We start from the raw sequence: 22,421 nt of genomic DNA on the forward strand, positions 1-22,421 counted from the left end.
TATGAAAAAGTTATTTTTGTTAGTTAGCGTTTTATTTATTTTATGGCTGGGATATTTTGTCAGTGATGTTTTTATGCAAAATAATAACACCGGCGACAAAACGCAAGTTTTTAAAATCGAGCAGGGCCAGGGAGTGAAAAAAATAAGTGAAAGACTAAAGCAAGATAATTTGATCAATAGCAAATCTAATTTCGAATTGTATGTATGGCTATTACGCCGTACCGGCAAGATTCAGGCTGGGGATTATCAGTTAAATCCAGGTATGAGCTTACGCGAACTGGTTAATATTATTACTTACGGTTGGGGGGTTGATGAAAAAACAGTTACAATCGTCGAAGGTTGGAATAATAAACAGTTAGTTGATTATTTGATTAATAATTTATTTATTTATAATAGCGTTTCCGACAAAAATGTTTATTATAATGATTGGAATAAAGCTATTACTAATAAATATGATTACGATTTTTTAAAAAATAAGCCAGCTGGTGTTGATTTAGAGGGTTATCTTTTTCCTGATACTTATCGTTTTTATACTGACGTGGAACCGCAAGAAGTGGTGCAAAAAATGCTGGAAAATTTTAATCGCAAGCTGGATAGCGGTTTGCGGGAAAAAATAGCCAGTCGCAAAAAAACTATTCACGAAATTATAACTCTAGCTAGTATTATTGAAAAAGAGGTTCGTGGTGAAAACGATAGAAGGATGGTAGCTGATATTTTTTGGCGGCGATTAGATATTGGTATGCCACTGCAAGCCGATTCGACCGTTAACTATATCACCGGTGGTAAAAATCCGTCTGTTTCTAATAAGGATAAAAGTATTGATTCTCCGTATAACACTTATAAAAACAGAGAATTGCCACCCGGGCCAATATGCAATCCCGGATTAGAAGCGATAGTAGCGGCAACTGAACCCACGGGCAACGACTATTGGTACTTTTTAACCACTCCAGAAGGAAAGACTGTTTTTAGTAAAACTTTAGATGAACATAACACTGCCAAAGCTAAGTATTTAAGATGATTTATGGATAAAATAATAAAACATTTAGGAGAATTGCAGAATCTGGTTATGGCACAGGCGGCGGCTAAAGGTTTTGGTATCCGATCAGAAGATATTATTGTGGCGGAAAAAGTAGCCTTGATTCATTCAGAGTTGTCTGAAAGCTATGAGGCTTATAAACAAAATAATTTAGATGGTCATGATGGTTTTTATGAAGAATTGGGAGACGTCTTGCAACGTGTTTTGCATTTAGCCGGTACTTTTGCAGTAACACCAAAACTATCAGAACGATCGTTTGAACGTGGACAATCAACGGTTGAGACCGCGGTTTTGTTTTTGCATTGTCAGATGTCAACAGTTTACGAGCACTTCCGACGTGGTCGTTTGGCGGAGTTTAAAGCAGCTCTAGCTGAACTGCCGATGGTAATTTATCATGTTTCCGATCAATTTGATTTTTCGATAATTAAGGCGGTGCAAGATAAGTTAATTATTAATCAGGATCGTGATTGGCAAAAAGAAGGCAAGGTTAATGAAAAGTTTGTCGGCAATAATTAGATGAAAAAATATGAAAATAAAGCGTACAGTTGTTATTTCCCTCGGCGGTTCAATCGTGGTTCCAGAGGTTGGATTTATTGATTATAAATTCTTAAAAAAGTTTAAAAAAGTTATTTTAAAATATACCAAAAAAGGAGTGCGTTTTATTATAGTGGTGGGCGGCGGAAAAACTTGCCGGCTTTATCAGGCGGCAGCTAAGAAGGTGGGAAAGTTGGTGTCAGAAGACATTGATTGGATCGGGATTCACTCTACGCGTCTCAACGCTCATTTGCTTAGAACGATATTTCGCGAGCATACTCATCCGGAGATAAATATGAATCCGAGTATAATTTTTGCATTTAAAGAGCCAATACTTATAGGTTCTGGTTGGCGACCTGGTTGGTCGACTGATTATGATGCGGCTAAACTTGCCATTGCTTACGGTGCCAAGGAAGTGATTAATTTGTCTAATATTGATTACGTTTTTAATAAAGATCCGAAGAAATATAAAGATGCTAAAAAATTTAAAAATATTAATTGGAAGAACTTCTTTGGTTTAGTCGGGGACGAGTGGACTCCTGGCGCTAATTTACCTTTTGATCCGGTAGCCAGTCGTTTGGCTAGAGGAAGTCATTTGAAAGTTTTAATAATGAAAGGAACCGATGTTAAGAATTTTGACAACTATCTTTTGTCCGGTAAGTTTAAAGGAACGATTATAGAAGATTAATAATATTAGACCATAAATTAGAACATAAATTTTTTTCTTTCAACTTGGATTTGCTGAAAAATAAAAATATTTGGAAAAAACTTGGCAAGGGGAGGGGTAATGTTGTTGTATTGACTTTTATCTAAAATTTGATAAAAAATAGGTCGTGATATGTCCTATTTTTATTTTTGTTTAATTATAGGTTTTGTTCTTGACAATGGGTATAATCCGTGATATACTTTAGCTAGTTAAGGATATGTTAACTATAAAATAGCTAAATTTAGAATAAAATATATATATTATATTTAAATAAATAATTTCAATTTATTATTATGTCAACTAATACATCAATGCAAGGCAAAGTTAGCTTTGCAGAAACTTTGGGAGGTCTTTTTGATCTACTGTCCTCTCGTGAAAAAGACGTTTTGACCAGACGTCATGGTTTAGTTAACGGTTCAAAACGCAAAGAAACCTTGGAAAAGATCGGTCAAGACTACAAAGTTACTCGTGAGCGCGTCAGGCAGATTGAACGTGATGGTATAAAGAAACTGAAAGAAAAAGCTAGCGGTTCCGGCGCCGGTGTTGCGCTAGATGATGTTGAAAAAGCGATTAATCAGTTTTTAAAAAAATACGGCGGAGTGATGGAGGAAAGCCATTTGATTGATAGTTTAATCGATTTTTTCGGGGTTTCCAACCAGGGATTGTCCGATGACGATTTGGATAATCACAAAAAATCTTTAGCTTTCATCATCACTAACCTTTTATCTGATAAATTCGAAAAAATGGAAGGAAATGAGAATTATCACCCTTCTTGGAAGCTAAAAGAATCTCCATGGGAATTAGTTGAAGATGTTATTGATAAGTTGGTTCAATTAATTGAAACTAATGGTAAACCGGTAACAGCCGATGAATTATTTAAATCTTTAAAGGGTCAAGGTTTTTATAATGATTTTCAGGAAAAATTTGCCAAATTATTGGAAATGGAAAAAGAACTGGTTGATTTAGACGAGGCGATTTTAGCTTACCTGCGAACCAGTAAAAAAATTAAAAAGAATCTGTTTAATAATGTTGGTTTGTCTCATTGGAAAACAATCTCTCCGAAAAGAATGAATGATAAAATTTATTTGGTTATGAAAGAATCCGGCAAGCCATTGCATTTTAACGAAATTGCCGAGCTGATTAATAAAGCCGGCTTTGATCATAAAAAAGCTCTTCCCGCCACTATTCATAATGAGTTAATATTGGATGATCGTTATGTTTTGATTGGTCGCGGTATTTACGCTCTCAAAGAATGGGGATATCAACCAGGTACTGTCGTTGATGTTATTTCCGATCTTATTAAACAAAGCGGTCCGATGACAAAGGATGAAATTATCGAATCCGTATCCAAGCAAAGAATGGTGAAAAAAGCCACTGTTAATTTAGCTTTAATGAATAAGGATAAATTTGTCAAAACGGCTGACAAAAAATACGATATCAAGAAGTAAATAAAATCTATTATCTGTTTTTAATTTAGCGGTTAGTAAACAGTGATTAAAAGCTATTTTGGTGCTGCGGCATCGAAAAAGTTATTAATTATTGGGAACTAGCCGTTATTTATTTGTCCGAAATACAATTTTATTGTATAATCTAATAAAGTTTTATGGATATAGCAATAGACTTATCTGGTATTCCGACTCAAGATCCCTTGAGCTTTGTTTTGTTCATTTTTTTAAATGGAGGATGGCTTGTTTTTCCGTTGATTGTCCTAATATTTATCTTTCCGGAAATTAAACGTATTTGGCGTGATTGGCGTAAGGCTAAGTACAAAAGCAAATGGCAATATGTTGTTTTGTCTATTAACGCTCCTCGTTTAAATGAGCAGTTACCCAATGCCGTGGAAAACATATTTACCGCTCTTAGCGGTACCTGGAAAAGAGTTGATTGGTTTGAGAAGTATTTTGTAGGTAAAACTCAGGTGAAGTTTTCTTTTGAGTTGATTTCTCGCGGTGGTTTTATCGAGTATGTTATTAGGGCCCCTCGACATTATCGCGATTTGGTTGAAGCGGCAATATACGCTCAATATCCGTCAGTAGATATTGCCGAAATACCGGATTATACGACTCAGTACAGATCTTTACGTTGGCCGGATAATGATGGTGGCTATGACATGTGGGGCGCGGAACTCGAATTAAAAAATAAATATTATTATCCAATCAAGACCTGGAAAGAATTTGGTGATGCTGATATTAAAAAATATAAAGACCCGATGTACGCGCTTTTGGAAGTTTTGGCGAAAGTCGGTAGCGGTGAGGAATTTTGGTTCCAGATTTTAGTTACTCCGGTGGGACATGGCTGGCAGAAAAAAGCCAATGAATATTCCAAGAAACTTTTAGGTATAGGGAGTAGTAATAAATCGATTTGGGGTGAGATAGTCAGTATTTTTAACATGGTAGGCGAGATGGTTTTTCCTCCCGGAGAGTCAAGTAATAAAAAAGATGACTCTAAAGAATTAACTTCCAAGGAAAGAGAACTGGCGGAAAAGGTGCAGGAAAAAGCCGCTAAGGTTGGCTTTGAATGCAACATGAGAACTGTTTATATAGCGCATAAAGAAGTTTTTAATAAAAATAAGGTCAAGGAAGCTTTTTTGGGAGCCTTAAATCAATTTACCGACCTTTATGCAAATGGCATTGTTCAAAGCCGAAGGGCGCGGGTGTCTTTGTCGCATCGTTATTATCGCAGAAAGTGGCGTAACAACAAAGCTAAAAATTGGATCATGAGAAATTATTGTGGTCGAAGCGGTCGTGATGATTCAGAAGTAATAATGAACGTTGAAGAGCTGTCAACTCTTTGGCACTTTCCTTTGGGTGACGTGAAGACATTAATGTTGAAAAAGTCAGGCATCGTTCGTTCCGAAGCTCCTTTCCAGTTGCCAACGGAAATTTTTGAAAGTGCGGAAGATAAAATTCCTTTTGCCGCTGAAGATAAATCGGATCAGCTCGAGGAAGCCGTGCCATTTTCGGACGTGGAAGATGGTGATGGACCAACAGTGTCGATGGATGTAGACGACGAAGATAAAGGGCAAAGACGGGGTAAAACAGTTCTTCCGAATGTTTCCGAAGATAAAGAAGGTGAGTCGGGAGAAAAAAATAATGTAATTATTGATGATGGACCGCCGCCACCGGATAATTTGCCAGTCGGATAAAAAATTTATGGAAATAAATAAAAATGAAATTAATTTTTTCGGTGCTACTAGTTTTCGCAACCAGGAGCGGCGTTTTGGTATCAAACTAGATGACCGTCGGCGCCACATGTATATTATCGGTAAAACCGGTATGGGTAAAACCACGTTGCTGGAAAATATGATTATTCAGGACATCAAAAATGGTCATGGTCTAGCTTTTATTGATCCGCATGGAGACAGTGCTGAAAAGATTTTGAACTACGTGCCGGCAAGGAGAATCAATGACGTGATATATTTTAACCCTTCCGATATCGATAATCCGGTAGCTTTTAATATTTTGGAACTGCGCGATAAAAGACAACGACATATGGTGGCTTCGGGGTTGGTAGGTATTTTTAAAAAGATTTGGGCGGATTCCTGGGGACCTCGTTTGGAGTATTTGTTGCGTAACGCTATTTTGGCACTACTAGACAACGAAGGAACTACACTGCTTGGTGTAATGCGTATTTTAGTGGATAAGGCGTATCGTAAAAAAATAGTTTCTAATGTTGATGACCCAGTGGTAAAATCTTTCTGGGTCGATGAGTTCTCTCGTTATCCTGATAAATTTGCCCAGGAAGCGATTGCTCCTATTCAAAATAAAATCGGACAATTTTTGTCCAACTATCTTATTCGTAATATTGTTGGTCAGGTTAAATCATCTTTTGATATTAGAAAAGTGATGGATGAGGGAAAAGTTTTGATTATGAATTTGTCTAAAGGTAGAATCGGAGAGGACACTTCGCAATTGCTTGGAGCGATGATGATTACGCAAATTCAGCTTTCGGCAATGAGCCGTGTTGATATTCCTGAAGAAACCCGCAAAGATTTTTTCCTTTACGTCGACGAATTTCAAAACTTTGCCACGGAAAGTTTTACCAATATTTTGTCTGAGGCCCGTAAATATCGTCTCAATCTAACTATTGCTCATCAGTACGTCGAGCAACTGATTGACGAGGTAAAGGCTGCTGTATTCGGTAACGTCGGAACAATGATTGTTTTTCGTGTTGGCGCTGCTGACGCTGAAGGATTAGCCAAAGAGTTCGCCCCGCGGTTTACCGAGGAAGATTTAGTTAATCTGACAAAATTTGAAATATATCTGAAGTTGATGATTGACGGCGTCGCTTCCGAACCTTTTTCGGCTAAAACCTTACCGCCATTATTTGAGCCAGAAGAATCAGACGTAAGTGAAAAAATTATTAAAGTTTCTCGGGAGCGTTATGGCAGGGATCGGAACGAAGTGGAGGATAAAATCAGACGGTGGAGTGTCGGCGACGAGGGAGCCGGAGATAATAGTTTGAGTGAAATTGATAATGGTGAAGAACCAAAAAAAATAAGAATGGGAGAGATCGAATTTCAGGGTAAAATAGTTAAGGCTGAGATTGCTGATCGACCGACTCCGGAACGTAATTTGCCTTGGTTGTGCAGTAATTGCGGCAAAATAACCTATCTATCATTTGATCCTAATCCTAACAAGCCGGTTTATTGCAAAAATTGTTTGAAAGAGCTGAGCAAACCAAGAAAGTTTGGTGAACCTTCGGCGGGCGGAACGAGTTCTAATCCGTCCAATCCCGGTGCTACTAATCAGAATAAAAAGGTCAATATTCCGAGCGGCGAAACTAAGAGCGTGCAAGCACCAACTTTTACTCCCAAGAAATCATTCGGAGAAGGCGCTGGAGGGGCTTATCGTCGCGAACATCGCAATGACCGACCACGACAAGACTATCGTCCTGCTGCTGCAGCTAATGAAAATCATCCCGCCAAACCTGCTTCGGCGGCAGGGGGATCTGGGTCGACAAAAATTTCATTTGATGATATTATTTAAAACTATGTTATTGATTAAACGAGTATAAGGGGGATAAAGCTTTATACTCGTTTTTATTACTTAAAAGTAACAAGGAGCAAGGTACGAGGAGCAAGTTTGTTGCTTACTTGTACCTTGTACCTTGTCCCTTATTTATGATTTGCAAAAATTGTCAAAAAGAATTTACTATTTATCCCGAAGACAAGACGTTTTACGTTAAAATGGACGTACCCGAGCCAAACAAATGCCCTAGTTGTCGAGCGGCTCAACTAAAAGCATTTCGCAATCGGAGAAATTTATATGCTAGGAAGTGCGACAAAACTGGCAAAGATATAATTTCTCATTTTGCCCCCGGAACGCCTTTTCCGGTTTATGAAGTAAAAGAGTGGGAAGGTGATGGTTGGGACGCAAGAACATATGGTCGTGACTTTGATTTTTCCCGAACTTTTTTTGAGCAATTCAAGGAACTATTATTAGTAGTACCTCAACCACATGCAGGAGTTTTGGCTGATACGGTAATTAATTCCGAATATTGTAACGGTGTTAATCATGTCAAGAATTGCTATCTAAGTTTTAATGCTAGTTATACAGATGATTGCCATTATTGCGAGGTGGCTTACAATTCTCAGAGTTGTATTGATTGCGACGTTATCCACAAATGTGAGCTTTGTTATGAGTGTTTAGATTGTAGTGGGTTATATTCTTGTTTTTGGTGTGACAATTGTCATAATTGTCGTGATTGTTATTTTTGTCAAGAATGCACGGGTTGCAGTGATTGTTTCGGTTGTGTCGAACTAAAAAACGCTAAACATTGTATTTTTAATAAGCAGTATTCCGAAATAGAATATAGTCAGAAAATAAAACAACTCTTCAATTTTAATATTGATAGTATTGAAGAGTATAAAAAGCAGACCCATGATATTTATTTGCAGAAACCCCATCGTTTTGCTCATGTGATAAAAACCGAGAACAGTAGCGGAGATTATATTGCTAATACTAAAAATTGTCGAACTTGTTTTGATATTAGCGAGGCAGAAAACTGCGCTTACATGCAGAACGTGGTGAATGGCGTAAAAGATTGCATGGATATTTGTCATTGGGGTCAAGGCGCAGAGCTTTGTTATCAAGGGATATCGGTAGGTCAGAATGTTTATCATTTGTTGTTTTGTCACGATTGTTTTAGCAGTTGTAACTTTCTTTATTATTGTGATAACTGTTATCCCAATACCTCTTATTGTTTCGGTTGCGTAGGATTACGTCGAGGGAAGTATTGTATTTTAAATAAACAATATACTGAAGAGGACTATAACAAGCTAGTGCCTAGAATTATTAAACATATGAAAGACACGGGCGAATGGGGTGAATTTTTTCCTTTAGCTCTCTCTCTTTTTGGTTATAACGAATCAACAGCGATTGAATATTACCCTAAAACAAAAGAAGAAGTTTTAGCATTGGGTGGTAAGTGGCGAGATGTTTTGCCTGGAACTTTTGGCAAGGAAACTATTCAACCGCAAGATTTGCCTTCTAATATAGTAGATGTTGATGATAAAATTTTGGAGCAGGTTTTAAAGTGTTCAACGACTGGAGTAAACTATCGTATTATTAAAGAAGAATTGGCTTTTTATCGACGTTTTGGTTTACCATTACCTCGTAAGTCACCAAATCAGAGACATTTAGAAAGATTGCATAAGAGAAGCCCAATGAGTCTATATCACCGCCAATGTATGTGCGAGAGCACTGAACACGGCCATGACGGCAAATGTCCGGTAGAATTTGAGACCACCTATGCGCCAGATAGATTAGAGTTAGTTTATTGTGAGGAGTGTTATAGGAAGGAAATTTATTAAGGGAATAGTATACGGTATACAGTATGCAGGAGCTAGACTTATTCCCCGTATACTGCATATTCACCCCTGCATACTTATACCATGGGTTGCTCGAAAGTCGATTCTTGTCCTGGAGTGCTACCTGGGCTAGAGCCGCTAACGTCTTCATCCATATTTATTTTATTTACGTAATCTTCCACCTCTGATAACTTGCGGCCGTAAACGTTATGTGAGCGGTCGATTACTTCTTTGGTGATTTGTTCCCAGTCTTGCGGTGGCTGCGGGACAAGTTTTGTATAAGCAGAAAATGGCGGAGAGGTTTGGCCATCGATAGACATTTTGATCAAGATTTCGCGGACATCAAGATTGATAAAATCGTGAACGTTAAATACCGGATAAAATTCTTTGGAGATAAAGTCACCGTCATCAGCACCAACACGGAAAGATATTAGTGAACCGACATTACCAAATACCGCACCTTTGACGTCCTTTGGTACTTGGCTCAGGAATTGATGAGAGACAGTGAGACAGAGACGATACTTGCGGGCCTCGGACAAAATATTTTCAAAAGTTTCAGTAGCAAAGTTTTGAAATTCGTCGATGTAGAGATAGAAGTCGTTGCGCTCTGATTCAGACACTCTGGCTCGACTCATGGCGGTTTGATAAATTTTTGTAATAATCATGGCGCCGAGCAAGTTAGCGTTTTCTTCTCCCAGTAGACCGCGTGACAGCTCGATCAGCAATATTTTTTCATTATTCATTATATCGTCAAAATTGATGGTATTTTTCGGCTGGACGACAATATTGCGCACCAGTTCGTTCGACAAAAATTGTCCCAATTTATTGACTAACGGCAGAATGGCTTCATTGTCAAATTTTTCTGACCAGGAAGAAAATTCGTTAGCCCAAAAGTGTTTGACCACGCTATCTTTGATTTGTGGTATCACTTTTTGGCGAAATTTACGGTTGGTAAGCATTTTTTGCATGCCGACTATGGAGCTTTCTTCATAATCAAGCATGGCTAGGGTGGTGAAACGAAAAACGTGTTCGATTTTTGGTGACCAGTCACCGCCGAAGAATTTTTTGAACACTTCGATTAATCCTTGAGTAACCTGCTGTTTCATTTCTCGTGGAACTTTTTCTAAAATATTAAAAGGTACCGGGTATTGTAGGTCGGAAGCGTTAAAAACAATTACGTCGTTTATTCTTTCTTTAGGAACAAACTGAATGACTTCATGAACTAGATCGCCGTGAGGGTCGATAACGCAGACACCTTTTTTGTGGCGGATATCGTCGTTGATCAGGGACACTAGTAGTTTGCTTTTGCCGGTGCCGCTTTTGCCGATAATGTAAAGATGGCGACGCCGATCAGCTCTTTTGATACCAAAAAGTTTGTTCGACCCACGGAAGTTAGTGTTGGCAATAAGGGAAATTTCGGTGTCAGCCGTGTTTTCTGCTGTTGGCAGGTTAAACGGAGGCTGAGCTCTTTTTGACATCACCCAGTCGATAGCTTCAATTTTTAGAGCAGGATCGGGAATGTGAAAAAGAGTGGTGATTTCCTCGGTATTAAGTATTGACCGATTTTCGTTTTTTCTGCTGAAAAAATTAGTCAGGATGTTTTGTGAGTTTTCCACTCGGTTGAAAACAAGTTTATTACGCTCGGAGGAAAATTCGTGAAAAGCACGGACGATCTCGCGGATTTTATTTTTCGCTTCAAATTCTTGGTTTTCTGGGAAAAAGTACAGTAGTCGCATGGTGGCGTCAAATTTTGGTTTTTCTTTGGATTCGCCGCTTTCTTTACTGACATAAAATAGCGCGCTACGACCACTGCCGCCCAGTTCCTCATCGCGGGGAGCTATGATTATTTGAAATAAGATGGCGTGCCCAGGTGGTACACTGCTGGCTAGATTTAAAAACGGTACCAACGGGTCATGACCGACCGTTTGTTGGTAGGTGCGGATAGAATATGCTTCTTGTTGGGCTAGCGTGATATTGAAGCCAAGGGCGTTGTTGGGGATGGTATTAATATTGGCAAATTTTTCCAGAACCTCTATTTCGGCATCAGGAAATATGGAAAAAATAATATTGGTAATGGGAACAACCAATCCTTCCGGAGCGGTCATGTAAAAGTTAATCGTTTCTTTAATGTTGGCGATTTCTAAAGCGAGGCTATTTTCCGGTTCTTCTTGAAGCAACAGGTAATATAAATCAAAGAAAAAACGCTCAAATTTTTGGATATGATTTTCTATCGGAATAAAGGGGAAGCGGATAAGGATCGTTTTTTTAGCCGCAGAGTTATTTTTTATTGGCATAGGGTAGGTGTTTATCTCGGTGGTATTATAGCAATAAATGGCTGGTAGATAAAGAGGTTTCGGATAAGTATGCAGGGGTGAGTATACAGTATGTAGGAAATAGGTTTAGCCCCTGTATACTGTATACCGTATACTATTCCCTTGTAATTCTGACCTTTGGCGGTAGGCGAAAAAATTTGCTATAATATCTATTACTTATGGCTTTAGAAAAAACTTACCAACAAATCAAGGATTTAAAAATCCAGGGCGCGACCGCCATAGCCAGATCAATTATTTTTGAATTAAAGAAAGAAGGTTTGGCTTGCCCGGAGAAAGGTTATAGTCGTTGGCTTTCGGCGTTAAAAGATAACGCCAGTTTTTTACTCTCAGTGCGACCAACAGAACCGATGGCGCAAAATCTTAGCCGTTTGTTGATTGCCAATATTCAGGGTTTGACTACAGTTGATGCCGGCAAAAAGGCTTTGACCGAAATTGCCAAGGAAGTTTTGCAGTTTATTGATCTAGGACAAGATAATATTATTCAGTATGGTCAGCAGGTGGTAAAAGACGGCGATCACATCATGACTCATTGCCATTCTTCTACTGTCGAGCATATTTTAGTTAATGCCAAAAAAATCGGTAAAAAGATAAAGGTTTTTAACACCGAAACGCGACCGCTCTATCAAGGTAGGATTACTGCTAAAAATCTACTGCAAAATAAAATTGACGTCACTATGGTGACCGATTCAGCGGCTGCTTTTTTGATTACCTCGCATTCGGGAAAGGATGTTGTTATAGATAAGGTTTTGATCGGCGCTGACGTGATTTTTTCTCATGGTTCAGCGGTCAATAAAATCGGTAGCTTTAATATTGCTTTAGCTGCCGTTGAACAAAAAATACCGCTTTACATCGTGGCACATTTACTCAAAACCGACGATGACGGACGTATTGAAATAGAGCGTCGATCGGCAAAAGAAGTCTGGTCGCAAGCACCAAAAGGGTTGGAAATAGTTAATTTTGCTTTTGATTTAATTCCGGCTAAGTTTATTACCGGTTTTATTACGGAATTTGGTGTTATTAAACCAAAGAATATACGAAAGATGGTAAAGAAAAAATATCCGTGGCTGCTTAGAAAGTAAAAAAGATATTATCGCAACTTTTTATTCTTAACTTGTCTTTATGTACCAAACATCATATAAAGGTTACGCTAATTTAAACTATAAACCAAATTACGATAAAGACGTGGTCGTGACTTATTATCTGGAGCCGGCCAAAGGTCCCACTTCCACCAAGGCTTCGGCGGGCGGGGAAAAGTTTGAAGTGGTGGCTGAAGCAGTGGCCGGAGAGTCGTCAATCGGTACTTGGACTCACCTCGATACGCTGTCTGATAAGGTAAAAAAACAGTTGTCGCCAAAGATTTTTGTGATAGACAAAAAGCGCGGCTTTATCAAAATCGCTTACCCGCTCGATCTTTTTGAACTTGGCAGTATTCCGCAAATTTTGTCCAGCATCGGCGGTAATGTTTTTTCCATGAAAATGGTTGAGCGTCTGCGTCTAGAAGATATCGAGTTTCCAAAAGTATTGATTGATAGTTTTTCTGGACCGCAGCTTGGTATTGCCGGAATCCGCAAGTTAATTGGTATCAAAAATCGACCGCTGGTTGGCTCTATCATGAAGCCAAAAGTGGGTATGAACGCCAAGGAATACGGCAAATTGGCCTACCAAACCTGGAAAGGCGGTGTGGATGTGATCAAAGACGACGAAAATCTAACCAGTTTATCTTTCAACAAATTTGAAGACCGGGTCAATGAAGTACTGGCGGCAAAAAAGAAAGTCGAAAAAGAAACCGGTGAGAAAAAAGTTTATGTTTTCAATGTCACTGCGCCAGCTGACATTGCCCTAAAACGCGCCAAATACGTCAAAGCCAAAGGCGGTAATTGCATCATGGTCGATATCGTGACTATGGGTTGGTCGGCGATTCAGTATTTGCGAGCGCAAAAGCTTGGTCTAATAATTCATGGACATCGCGCTGGGCACTCGACTTTTACCAAGGATGTTCGTCATGGTATTTCCATGCTCGTGGTTGCTAAACTTTCGCGCCTGGCTGGTATTGATCAGCTACACACCGGTACGGTGGTAGGCAAAATGGAAGGTACGCCAGAAGAAGTGTCGGTGATTGATCATTTCTTGCACGAAGATGATGGTGTTGTTGATCTTTTGCGCGAAGATTGGTCAGGCATAAAATCAACCATGCCAATTGCTTCAGGTGGGCTACATCCGGCGTTAGCTTTCCCGCTCGTCGAAATGCTGGGTAATGATTTGATTATCAATTTTGGCGGTGGTATCCACGGCCATCCAAACGGATCGCTAGCCGGCGCCAAAGCTGCTCGCGCGGCTGTAGAAGCGGCAAGTAAGGGGATTAGTATCAAAGAAGCGGTAAAAATTAGCCCGGAACTGAAAGTAGCGGTGGAATATTGGGCGAAAAAATAATTAATAATATGGCGGGGAAGAAATATTTTTTGAAGAAGATAAAGATTGACTCCGTTGTTTCCGTGGCAACAGTGAGTAAAAGCGGTGTGCCAAATATTATCGCCGCGGAAATATGCAAGATTAATGCCGATGGTTCTTTGGTATTGACCGACAACCATATGAATCAGACGGTTAAGAATATTAAAGAAAACAAAAACATTGCCTTGCTTTATCACTACAAGGATTTGTGGTGGAAACTAATTGGTACCACGGAGTATTTTACTAGCGGTAAATGGCTAGATATTGTCCGCAAATTACCAACCAACAAAGGTTATCAGCCCAAAGGTGTTTTGATAATCAGGGTAAAAAAGATAGATGACCTAGAAACCGGAAAAACCATCGCTAGATTTTAAAAACTATGAAAGAATATAACAAATTAATTAGAGACAAGATACCGGAGTATATTGCTTCTCAGGGTGGAAAAAGCGAAACAAGGACACTAGAAGATGCTGAATATCGCTCGGAGCTTTATAAAAAGTTGTTAGAAGAATCCCAAGAATTGGTAGAAAAACAAGGTGGTGATAAGCAGGAGGTGATAAACGAGATAGCTGACGTACTGGAAGTATTAGAAGCGATTATGAAGCTTGAGGGTTTAAGTCAACAAGAAGTTGTCGATCGCCAACAACAGAAAAGGGAAGAACGGGGCAGTTTTGACAAAAAAATATTTTTAATTAGAAGTTAGTGACTTTTAAAAATCTATTCGTAATTATTAATTATTTAAAAAACAGTTTTATGGCATCAAAACTAAAAATAACAATAATCATTGTTGTCCTTTTAGGATTACTGATTTCCGGCAGTATTTATTTTTATCAGTTCGAAACGAAAAAGCTGGTTGCCAAATATAAACAAATTGAAGATTTAACCTCAGATTTGGAATGGTGTAATGGTTGGCAAAAAATGTGTGAAAAAGAAAGAGACGAATTAAAAATCGAGAACGAAGAATTAAAAATAAGGATCAGTAATTTAGGCTTAACCGTCGTGCAGAGATTGAAGTCGGCTAAATATATAGACAATGAGTTTAAAATCTCTTTTGATTATCCGGAATATTGGGGACCGATTGTCAAAGACACTTCCAGTATACCGGCTTTTTTGACTTTTTCTGGCACTGGAAGTAAAAACGCTTTGTTTTTAACTGCTATTAATAAAGATACGATTTTACCTGCTCGTGGAGGTTTTTGGGGTGACGCGGGGGTTAATATTGATAATGAAAGTTATATAAAAAATTATTGTAATAATAAAGAAAATTGTTCAGTTTTCACTAATAAGAATGGTGTTTTGATTGCCAAACATATATTTATCGACGTTTCCGAAGGTGAAGAAAGCGACGTAGCGACGGCACAATACTATTTTTATAATCCTAATTCTGAATTTAACGGATTTGTTATGTCTTATGTTCGAATTCCGGATTGGAATATTATAGATGGAATAGACAAAAAATTTGAGGATATTGTTAAAAGTGTAAAATTTCTTTAATTTATCCGTAATTGTTAACTCGCCTCCCTTTGGGAGATGTCCTATGGGGATATGATTATAAATTAATTTCTTTATGCCTTTCTATCTCAAATCAAAGAAACTCGATTTTTCTACCGGTGACGAGCCGATTGCCGTGGTTAACCGTAAAGAGGCGGAAAATTTTGGTATTTTGCCTCACGATAAAATAATGCTTCGTTGGAGCAAAAACCGTCAGCTGATAGTTAATTTTCAGTTTACCAATTCCAAAGTCGATCCGGGGTATATCGGGCTTTTTACCGAAGTTTGGAAGGGTAAGGAATGGATGGACGATGAGCAGCTGGTGGAAATAGAGATGATTTCTCGTCCGGCATCGATTGAGGCGATCAAGAAAAAAATGCTAGGAAAGAGTCTTGATTATGATGAAATTTATTCAATAATTTCTGATATATCAACCGATCGGTTGACTGATATAGAAACAACTTACTATGCGGCTTCTGGTTTTATTCATCCTTACAGCGATGAGGAGATGTATTATATTGCTAAAGCTATGGCTGAAACAGGAGAAGAGATGAACTTGGGCGTGGAAGTAGTGGACAAACACTCCATCGGCGGTATTCCTAACAACCGTACGACGATGCTAGTTATTCCAATTATTGCGTCGCTTGGTTTGTATATTCCCAAAACTTCTTCGCGGGCTATTACTTCACCGGCCGGCACGGCTGATACAATGGAAGTACTGGCGCCGGTCAGTCATTCAATGAAAAAGATAAAAGAGATAATCAAAAAAACTCACGCTTGTTTGGTTTGGGGCGGGGGACTGGCGCTAGCGCCGGCTGATGACAAGATCATTCAAGTATCCAGACCGCTAGCCATGGAGTCTCATGACAAAATGATTGTTTCGATTATGGCAAAAAAAGTCGCCATGGGGGTTGATTATTTGGTGATTGATTTGCCATATGGTCCTACAGCAAAAGTAAAAGATTTGAAAACCGGTAATGAAATAGCGCGCAAATTTGTTAAGCTTGGCGCTAGATTTAAAATGAAGGTAAAAGTGGTGCTGACTAAAGCCCTGGAACCAGTCGGACGCGGCGTGGGGCCGGCGCTGGAAGCACGTGACGTGCTCCGGGTGCTACAACAACATGAGTTACGTCCGAAAGATTTAGAAAACAAAGCCGTTTATCTTGCCGGCGAATTACTAGAATTGAAAGGTTTTTGTAAAAAAGGCCAAGGCAAAAAAATTGCTATGGAGCAATTACGTTCTGGCGCGGCTTGGAATAAAATGAACGAGATAATAGTAGCGCAGGGCGGTAAGAAAAATCAGCAGTCGGAAAATTTGGTCAGTGGGGCAGTACGTTATGAGATTCACGCCAAAAAAAGCGGTAAGATAATTTTAATCGACAATAAAATGGTTAACGAAGTTTGTATGAGTCTTGGCGCGCCAACGGAAAAACTTGCCGGCATGCATTTTCATGTTGATTATGGTGAAAAGATAAAAAAAGGAGACAAGCTGTTTACTCTTTATGCCCGCAATCAAGACAGGATTAATTTGGCGTTGCAAGTTTTAAACAGAATCGAAGTAGTCAAAATAAAATAATTATTAATAAATAAAGAACAAAATATATGGCAGAGTGCATTGAGTGTGGTTTGCCGCTGGACGAAAAAAATAGTTGCTCTTGTGAACCTGACCGCTGTTATCATTGCTGTCAGTGTGAAGAGGATTGTTCCTGCGGTTGCAAAACCAAATAGTCCGTTGGTTCGCGAATAAGTCCCGAAGTGATATTTGGGACTTATTTAAATAGCTAAAAATAGCCAAAATATCATAAGGCAGGATTTAAATAAGTTTAGAAATATTTAATAATTGATATTTTATACTATTTATAGTAATTTAAATAAAAAAGAAATAAGTAAAAATATATGCGAGTTTTATTGGTTGAAGACGAGGAAGATATTGCTTCCTTTATTATCCGGGCGTTGAAAATAGAAAAATATACTATTGATGTTACGCCGTCGGGAAAAAAAGGAGCTTTTCTAGGAAAAACAAACGACTATGACATTATTTTGCTGGACGTAATGCTGCCAGATATTGATGGTTTCGAGGTTTGTAAAGAGATTCGTACGGTCAAAAAAGAAATTCCAATTATAATGTTGACGGTGATGAACCAGACTGAAGACAAAATAAAAGCTTTTGATAATGGAGCCGATGACTATATCACTAAACCATTTGCCCTGGAAGAGCTGTATTGTCGGATGCGAGTTCAGCTACGGCGACCGAAACCTCCGGTGAAAGAGGTTTATCAAATTGATAATTTAATTTTAGATTCAAAAACTCATAAAGCCACTTTGGACGGTAGAGAGCTGGATTTGAGAGTAAAAGAGTTTGGATTGCTTGAATATATGATGCGTAACGAAGGCATGGTGCTTTCGCGAAACATGATGCTTGAACACGTTTGGGATATGAATATCGATCCTTTTACTAATACTGTCGATGTGCACATCAGGTCGTTACGAAAAAAAATGAATGATGAAAATGGGCATATTATTCAAACCGTTCATGGCATGGGTTATAAAATGGGAAAGTAATTTATAGGTTGATTATAAAAAAACGGGGTTTATCCCGTCTAAAATAAAAAATCGGATGGAAGTGTTTCCGCCCGATTTTTTATTTGCTATAATAAAACCATGAATTGGCTATTAATTGTAGTTATCGCTTATGCTTTAAACGCCGTAGCGATGGCAATCGACAAAACGTTGTTGCGCAGGCAGGTGCCTCATCCGGCTGCTTATACTTTTTATATTTGTGCCTTGGGCATAATCACGGTAGTTTTGCTGCCATTTGATTTTGTCATACCGCCAGCATTGCAAATGTTATACAACTTTTTGGCTGGTGCGACTTTTGCCATCGGTTTGTATTTGATGTTTACTGCTTTAAAAAAAGAAGACGCTTCTCGGGTTACGCCTTTTATTGGCGGATTAAACCCGTTTATTATTTTTATTCTTGCCTGGCTGTTTTTGGGCGAGCGTTTGGCGACCAGTCAAATACTGGCGTTTTTTGTTATTCTATTTGGAACATTTTTGATTTCGTTAAATTTTAAAAAAGGTAAAAGTTTTTCCAGGGCGTTTTTGATTGCTATACCATCAGCGATTTTTTTGGCTATTTCTTATACCATTACCAAATACGCTTACCTAAATCAAAGTTTTATCTCCGCTTTTGTTTGGATCCGGCTGAGTTCGGTGGTGGCAGTATTGTTTTTATTGCTAAAAAAAGATAATCGCCAGGCAATTTTTGCTACTGCCACGAGTTCTGCCAGTGGATCAAGGTATTTATTTTTAACCGGTCAGGCGTGCGGAGCGCTGTCAATGATTATGGTTAGCTGGGCAATTTCGATCGCTTCAGTGTCCCTAGTCAATGCCCTGCAGGGTTTGCAATACGTATTTTTGTTTGCCATTGTTTTAACGTTAAAGCGCAAAAATCCTCATTTACTTGAAGAAGACTTGTCGAGACGGGTTTATCTGCAAAAAATTATTTCTATAGGATTGATCGTTTTTGGTTTGTTTATTTTGTCTTGGTAGTCAGGGATTAGAATGTTTTTTAAGCAGTAACCGTCAACCTATATCCGTCGTCGTGGATTTCAGCGAGGCAAGCTAATTACTAAATACTTTCAAAATGCGTCATTTTTTAGAAAAAATATTGCTAATCGGCATATTAATTTTTTTGGTTTTTTTTGGCGTACGACTTTTTTTTCTCGATTTTACTCCTGACCATACTTCTTGGGGTGTCAGTTTCGACCCTTATTATGCAGAAGATCTGGGTCTTGATCCGCAAAAAATTTACGTCGATATTTTAAATGATTTAAAAGTCGATCATATTCGCCTGACTGCTGTTTGGAATAAAATTGAAACGCAAAAAGACGTTTATGACTGGACGACGCTAGACTGGCAAGTAAAGTCGGCTAAGCAGTCCGGGGCTAAAATACTTTTAACAATCGGTCGTAAGTTGCCGCGTTGGCCGGAATGTTATCAGCCGGACTGGTGGAGTGACTTGAGCAAAGAAGACCGCGAAAAAGAATTGTTGGAGATTATTCGGTTGGCGGTAGAGCGTTATCGTGATTATGATAACGTTATCGCTTGGCAGGTGGAAAACGAGCCTTTAGTCGGTTGGTTCGGAGTTTGCCCGGCACCGGACAAAACGGAGCTAAAAAAAGAAGTGGCTTTGGTGCGGTCGCTTGATTCGCGCCAAGTGGTAGTTTCTGATAGCGGTGAACTAAGCAGCTGGATTCCCACGGCAAAAATCGCCGATGTTTTGGGGACGACAATGTATCGCGTGGTGTGGAATGAGAAAACCGGTTTTTGGCGCTGGCCGATTCCCGCCTCTTATTATTATTACAAAGCGCTGGCAATAAAAAAAATTACCGGAGTAAAAGATGTTATTGTAACTGAACTGCAAGCCGAGCCGTGGAGTAACGTGCCAATTCAACAGTATCCTTTGTCCCAACAATACAAATCCATGGATCAGGAGCAATTTAAAAGTAATTTGCAATACGTTCGGCGCGCTGGTTTTGACACTGTTTACCTCTGGGGTGCAGAGTGGTGGTATTGGATGAAGGAGAAAAATAGTGTCGACGGCTATTGGCAAGAGGCGAAAAAGCTTTGGGAGTAAGCAGTAGATAGGAAATAGTAAATAGATTATGGAAATAAAAATTTTAGATGGAGCCAACATGGATATTGACCTTACTTCAGAAGACAAGACTTCGTGGAAGCAAGCGAAATGTCCTTGGAACGAAATAGAGGGGGTTAATATTCATAGATGCGCGGTGAAGAATACTTCTATTTGTGAATATTTTTGTGGCATAAAATATCTGGATAATGTTTTGTGCTGTTATCCTGATAAAAATACTTCTGCTGATAAAAAATAAGAAAAAGCCACTGGTTACTCAGCGGCTTTATTGGTTTTGATGAGGATTTCCTCTGTCGGCGCCAGTGCGTAGATTGTTTCTATCGGGACGGCGCCTTCTTTTGTTTTTTTGAAAACATAACATTTTATCTTGGCGTATCTGGCGCCAAGTCGAAAAGTGCGGGATCTATTTTTGTCAACGACAACCATGCTGCTGGGCATGGCGGTGAAAGACGATTTTATCCACTTGGCAGATGGAATTTGTGAAAGAAAAACTAAATTACCCCCTTTCTTGTTAATAACCTCGATTCTACAGCCGGTGTCTCCCTGCGGTGCAACCCTGCCTAGAAATTGGAATCTTTCTAACAACTCATCGGGAATTATTTTTTTAAGATAATTTTCTAGGTCTAGGGCGGGGAGAGAAAAGACGAATTTTTCCTCTTCGTCGTTTTCCAGTATCACTAGGTGCAATACTTTTGTTGTCATGGACTACCCCTTTTTCCCCTTGCTTTTTTGTTTATTTGACTTAATAATATATTATATCTAAATAAAAATGTCAATACTTGCAGATTATTATCTATAATCAAATTAAATGAATGCTAAAAATATTAATAAAACAGTGGCAATTGCCATGTCTGGCGGAGTGGATTCGTCAGTCGCAGCCGCGTTATTAGTTAAGGCCGGTTATGATTGTTTTGGCGTATTTATGCATTTTTGGACTGATCCGACTGGTATGGCACAAAAGGATAATAAGTGTTGTTCGCTTGCCAGTTTTGAAGACGCTCGCCGGGTATGCCAAAAATTGGGGATCAAGCTTTACACGTTAAATTTTGACGAGATTTTTAAGGAAAAAATTGTCGATAGTTTTTTGTGCGAATATGCCAAGGGAAAAACTCCAAATCCTTGCGTCGCCTGCAACAAGTTTATCAAATGTGGCGCTTTACTTCAAAAGGTGCGGGCGATGGGTGCTGATTATTTGGCGACGGGACACTATATAAAAAAAGCGCGGCGCGCGGCGAATTATCAGCTACTCGTTGCAGAGGATAAAGAGAAGGACCAAACGTATTTTCTTTATAACCTTAAACAAAGCGATTTGAAATATCTTTTGTTTCCGGTGGGTGACTATACTAAATTAGAGGTGAGAGGCTTGGCAAAAAAGTTTCATTTACCGACTGCCGAGAAACGCGAAAGCCAAGAGATTTGTTTTGTGCCAGAAAAAGACCACAATGAATTTTTGCGGCGTTATCTCAAAATGAAGCCGGGGAAAATAGTTGATACCAAGGGCAACGCGGTCGGTGATCATTTAGGGTTACCGCTTTATACCATCGGTCAGCGTAAAGGTGTTGGCTCTGGTGAAGGACCGTATTATGTTACGGGCTTTGATTTGAAAAAAAATCGGTTGATAGTAACTAATAATCCCAATGACAAAAAGTTGTTTAGCGATAAGCTGGTAGCGGGTAGTGTGAATTGGGTAGTGGGAAAATCACCCAAGCTGCCGTTTAAATGTTTAGCCAAGATTCGCTATCGTCATCCGGCTGTGCCAGTGGTGGTCAGTAAATCCGGTGGTAAGATAGTTGTAAGGTTTAAAACACCGCAGCGGGCAGTCACGCAGGGGCAATCAATAGTTTTTTACGCCAAACGTGGTAGGCAGGTTGAGTTGCTTGGTGGAGGGGTGATTAAGTAAAAAGTAAAAAGTAAAAACCCGAACGCTTGCGCGAACGGGTTTTTGAGTTGATGCTATTTATTGTTTTTCCTCTACGAGCGCCATGACATCGCCGCCTATTTCAGTGAGATTGTGGACGTGCACGTTGAGCGGATTACAAGAAGCGGTCTTGCCAATGCATTCGAACCAAACTGGTTCGTCCAGAGGCACGTCGGCAAAAAAGGTGGGAGAGTTATTGGAAAAAATACCGCCGACAAGGTAGTATTCCAGCTTGTAAGAGTTGTCGGGCTGCTTTACTAGGAAAGCGAAGCGTGCATAGTCGACAAACGATATGGAGTAAAACTCTTTCTTGACGTTTTTTGTTTCATTTTTTCCGGCGCAGGCGACCGTAGCCAGGAGCGCCAGCAACAGCAGGATGACAACAATTTTTTTCACCTTTTCCTCCTTTTGGGTTTATATTGTTGAATTGTTTAAGTTCAGATTGTGATTTCAGACTTTACCATTTCTTTATACCTTTGTCAACTAT

Annotated in this window: 22 protein-coding genes; 19 read left to right on the forward strand and 3 right to left on the reverse strand. The window is 39.2% G+C overall.

Annotated features, from left to right (window positions below):
• Nucleotide 1 precedes the first annotated feature (1 nt).
• The 7 genes from mltG to WC310_01445 all read left to right on the forward strand — a co-directional run bounded on the left by mltG (nt 2) and on the right by WC310_01445 (nt 9,090).
• A complete protein-coding gene (gene mltG / locus WC310_01415) occupies nt 2–1,018 on the forward strand; it encodes an endolytic transglycosylase MltG (protein ID MFA5358462.1) in 1,017 nt (338 codons plus the stop codon).
• A 3-nt stretch (nt 1,019–1,021) separates the two neighbouring features.
• Nucleotides 1,022–1,552, forward strand: a complete 531-nt coding sequence (locus tag WC310_01420; GenBank protein MFA5358463.1) for a hypothetical protein — start codon at nt 1,022–1,024, stop codon at nt 1,550–1,552.
• A 10-nt stretch (nt 1,553–1,562) separates the two neighbouring features.
• Entirely contained in the window at nt 1,563–2,258 is a 696-nt protein-coding gene (gene pyrH, locus WC310_01425; protein MFA5358464.1) for a UMP kinase, read from the forward strand.
• A gap of 311 nt (nt 2,259–2,569) precedes the next feature.
• On the forward strand, nt 2,570–3,724 hold the full coding sequence (locus tag WC310_01430) for a sigma factor-like helix-turn-helix DNA-binding protein (protein ID MFA5358465.1): 1,155 nt from the start codon (nt 2,570–2,572) through the stop codon (nt 3,722–3,724).
• Nucleotides 3,725–3,879: 155 nt separating this feature from the next.
• A complete protein-coding gene (locus WC310_01435) occupies nt 3,880–5,421 on the forward strand; it encodes a hypothetical protein (GenBank protein MFA5358466.1) in 1,542 nt (513 codons plus the stop codon).
• A gap of 7 nt (nt 5,422–5,428) precedes the next feature.
• The gene (locus WC310_01440; GenBank protein MFA5358467.1) at nt 5,429–7,264 is read left to right on the forward strand and encodes a type IV secretion system DNA-binding domain-containing protein; all 1,836 of its coding nucleotides are present in this window, start codon (nt 5,429–5,431) and stop codon (nt 7,262–7,264) included.
• Between the two features lie 134 nt (nt 7,265–7,398).
• Complete coding sequence (locus WC310_01445; protein MFA5358468.1) at nt 7,399–9,090, forward strand: hypothetical protein; 1,692 nt, start codon at nt 7,399–7,401, stop codon at nt 9,088–9,090.
• A gap of 74 nt (nt 9,091–9,164) precedes the next feature.
• Here the strand turns inward: WC310_01445 and WC310_01450 are convergent, their stop codons facing one another.
• The gene (locus tag WC310_01450) at nt 9,165–11,381 is read right to left on the reverse strand and encodes a DUF87 domain-containing protein (GenBank protein MFA5358469.1); all 2,217 of its coding nucleotides are present in this window, start codon (nt 11,379–11,381) and stop codon (nt 9,165–9,167) included.
• A 197-nt stretch (nt 11,382–11,578) separates the two neighbouring features.
• On the opposite strand from WC310_01450, the gene WC310_01455 reads away from it, so the two are divergent.
• The 11 genes from WC310_01455 to WC310_01505 all read left to right on the forward strand — a co-directional run bounded on the left by WC310_01455 (nt 11,579) and on the right by WC310_01505 (nt 20,254).
• The gene (locus tag WC310_01455; protein ID MFA5358470.1) at nt 11,579–12,499 is read left to right on the forward strand and encodes an S-methyl-5-thioribose-1-phosphate isomerase; all 921 of its coding nucleotides are present in this window, start codon (nt 11,579–11,581) and stop codon (nt 12,497–12,499) included.
• Between the two features lie 40 nt (nt 12,500–12,539).
• On the forward strand, nt 12,540–13,850 hold the full coding sequence (gene rbcL / locus WC310_01460; GenBank protein MFA5358471.1) for a type III ribulose-bisphosphate carboxylase: 1,311 nt from the start codon (nt 12,540–12,542) through the stop codon (nt 13,848–13,850).
• An 8-nt stretch (nt 13,851–13,858) separates the two neighbouring features.
• Nucleotides 13,859–14,242, forward strand: a complete 384-nt coding sequence (locus WC310_01465; GenBank protein MFA5358472.1) for a pyridoxamine 5'-phosphate oxidase family protein — start codon at nt 13,859–13,861, stop codon at nt 14,240–14,242.
• Between the two features lie 5 nt (nt 14,243–14,247).
• Nucleotides 14,248–14,571, forward strand: a complete 324-nt coding sequence (locus WC310_01470; GenBank protein MFA5358473.1) for a nucleoside triphosphate pyrophosphohydrolase — start codon at nt 14,248–14,250, stop codon at nt 14,569–14,571.
• Nucleotides 14,572–14,621: 50 nt separating this feature from the next.
• The gene (locus tag WC310_01475; GenBank protein MFA5358474.1) at nt 14,622–15,362 is read left to right on the forward strand and encodes a hypothetical protein; all 741 of its coding nucleotides are present in this window, start codon (nt 14,622–14,624) and stop codon (nt 15,360–15,362) included.
• A 73-nt stretch (nt 15,363–15,435) separates the two neighbouring features.
• Nucleotides 15,436–16,935, forward strand: a complete 1,500-nt coding sequence (locus WC310_01480; GenBank protein ID MFA5358475.1) for a thymidine phosphorylase — start codon at nt 15,436–15,438, stop codon at nt 16,933–16,935.
• 26 nt (nt 16,936–16,961) lie between these two features.
• Nucleotides 16,962–17,087: a hypothetical protein gene (locus WC310_01485; GenBank protein ID MFA5358476.1), complete on the forward strand. Its 126-nt coding sequence runs from the start codon at nt 16,962–16,964 to the stop codon at nt 17,085–17,087.
• Nucleotides 17,088–17,255: 168 nt separating this feature from the next.
• A complete protein-coding gene (locus WC310_01490; GenBank protein MFA5358477.1) occupies nt 17,256–17,921 on the forward strand; it encodes a response regulator transcription factor in 666 nt (221 codons plus the stop codon).
• A gap of 99 nt (nt 17,922–18,020) precedes the next feature.
• Complete coding sequence (locus WC310_01495) at nt 18,021–18,911, forward strand: EamA family transporter (protein ID MFA5358478.1); 891 nt, start codon at nt 18,021–18,023, stop codon at nt 18,909–18,911.
• A gap of 94 nt (nt 18,912–19,005) precedes the next feature.
• Nucleotides 19,006–19,998, forward strand: a complete 993-nt coding sequence (locus WC310_01500; protein MFA5358479.1) for a hypothetical protein — start codon at nt 19,006–19,008, stop codon at nt 19,996–19,998.
• 28 nt (nt 19,999–20,026) lie between these two features.
• A complete protein-coding gene (locus WC310_01505) occupies nt 20,027–20,254 on the forward strand; it encodes a hypothetical protein (protein MFA5358480.1) in 228 nt (75 codons plus the stop codon).
• 14 nt (nt 20,255–20,268) lie between these two features.
• Here WC310_01505 and WC310_01510 read toward each other — a convergent pair whose 3' ends face one another.
• Nucleotides 20,269–20,718 (reverse strand): hypothetical protein, encoded by a 450-nt coding sequence (locus tag WC310_01510; protein MFA5358481.1) that lies wholly within the window; start codon nt 20,716–20,718, stop codon nt 20,269–20,271.
• Nucleotides 20,719–20,824: 106 nt separating this feature from the next.
• Here WC310_01510 and mnmA point away from each other — a divergent pair, with 106 nt between their 5' ends.
• Complete coding sequence (gene mnmA / locus WC310_01515; GenBank protein MFA5358482.1) at nt 20,825–21,916, forward strand: tRNA 2-thiouridine(34) synthase MnmA; 1,092 nt, start codon at nt 20,825–20,827, stop codon at nt 21,914–21,916.
• A 57-nt stretch (nt 21,917–21,973) separates the two neighbouring features.
• On the opposite strand, the gene WC310_01520 is transcribed toward mnmA, so the two are convergent.
• Nucleotides 21,974–22,330, reverse strand: coding sequence for a hypothetical protein (locus WC310_01520; protein MFA5358483.1), 357 nt, complete (start codon nt 22,328–22,330; stop codon nt 21,974–21,976).
• Between the last annotated feature and the right edge of the window lie 91 nt (nt 22,331–22,421).

The sequence above is a fragment of the Patescibacteria group bacterium genome, from assembly GCA_041653535.1.
Taxonomy (GTDB): Bacteria; Patescibacteriota; Patescibacteriia; order JACRDY01; family JACRDY01; genus JBAZFH01.

What these genes read in the sequence shown, in the direction of transcription:
- mltG (MFA5358462.1), top strand. Translation starts at nt 2, where the DNA reads ATGAAAAAGTTATTTTTGTTAGTTAGCGTTTTATTTATTTTATGGCTG.
- WC310_01420 (MFA5358463.1), top strand. Translation starts at nt 1,022, where the DNA reads ATGGATAAAATAATAAAACATTTAGGAGAATTGCAGAATCTGGTTATG.
- pyrH (MFA5358464.1), top strand. Translation starts at nt 1,563, where the DNA reads ATGAAAATAAAGCGTACAGTTGTTATTTCCCTCGGCGGTTCAATCGTG.
- WC310_01430 (MFA5358465.1), top strand. Translation starts at nt 2,570, where the DNA reads ATGTCAACTAATACATCAATGCAAGGCAAAGTTAGCTTTGCAGAAACT.
- WC310_01435 (MFA5358466.1), top strand. Translation starts at nt 3,880, where the DNA reads ATGGATATAGCAATAGACTTATCTGGTATTCCGACTCAAGATCCCTTG.
- WC310_01440 (MFA5358467.1), top strand. Translation starts at nt 5,429, where the DNA reads ATGGAAATAAATAAAAATGAAATTAATTTTTTCGGTGCTACTAGTTTT.
- WC310_01445 (MFA5358468.1), top strand. Translation starts at nt 7,399, where the DNA reads ATGATTTGCAAAAATTGTCAAAAAGAATTTACTATTTATCCCGAAGAC.
- WC310_01450 (MFA5358469.1), bottom strand. Translation starts at nt 11,381, where the DNA reads ATGCCAATAAAAAATAACTCTGCGGCTAAAAAAACGATCCTTATCCGC.
- WC310_01455 (MFA5358470.1), top strand. Translation starts at nt 11,579, where the DNA reads ATGGCTTTAGAAAAAACTTACCAACAAATCAAGGATTTAAAAATCCAG.
- rbcL (MFA5358471.1), top strand. Translation starts at nt 12,540, where the DNA reads ATGTACCAAACATCATATAAAGGTTACGCTAATTTAAACTATAAACCA.
- WC310_01465 (MFA5358472.1), top strand. Translation starts at nt 13,859, where the DNA reads ATGGCGGGGAAGAAATATTTTTTGAAGAAGATAAAGATTGACTCCGTT.
- WC310_01470 (MFA5358473.1), top strand. Translation starts at nt 14,248, where the DNA reads ATGAAAGAATATAACAAATTAATTAGAGACAAGATACCGGAGTATATT.
- WC310_01475 (MFA5358474.1), top strand. Translation starts at nt 14,622, where the DNA reads ATGGCATCAAAACTAAAAATAACAATAATCATTGTTGTCCTTTTAGGA.
- WC310_01480 (MFA5358475.1), top strand. Translation starts at nt 15,436, where the DNA reads ATGCCTTTCTATCTCAAATCAAAGAAACTCGATTTTTCTACCGGTGAC.
- WC310_01485 (MFA5358476.1), top strand. Translation starts at nt 16,962, where the DNA reads ATGGCAGAGTGCATTGAGTGTGGTTTGCCGCTGGACGAAAAAAATAGT.
- WC310_01490 (MFA5358477.1), top strand. Translation starts at nt 17,256, where the DNA reads ATGCGAGTTTTATTGGTTGAAGACGAGGAAGATATTGCTTCCTTTATT.
- WC310_01495 (MFA5358478.1), top strand. Translation starts at nt 18,021, where the DNA reads ATGAATTGGCTATTAATTGTAGTTATCGCTTATGCTTTAAACGCCGTA.
- WC310_01500 (MFA5358479.1), top strand. Translation starts at nt 19,006, where the DNA reads ATGCGTCATTTTTTAGAAAAAATATTGCTAATCGGCATATTAATTTTT.
- WC310_01505 (MFA5358480.1), top strand. Translation starts at nt 20,027, where the DNA reads ATGGAAATAAAAATTTTAGATGGAGCCAACATGGATATTGACCTTACT.
- WC310_01510 (MFA5358481.1), bottom strand. Translation starts at nt 20,718, where the DNA reads ATGACAACAAAAGTATTGCACCTAGTGATACTGGAAAACGACGAAGAG.
- mnmA (MFA5358482.1), top strand. Translation starts at nt 20,825, where the DNA reads ATGAATGCTAAAAATATTAATAAAACAGTGGCAATTGCCATGTCTGGC.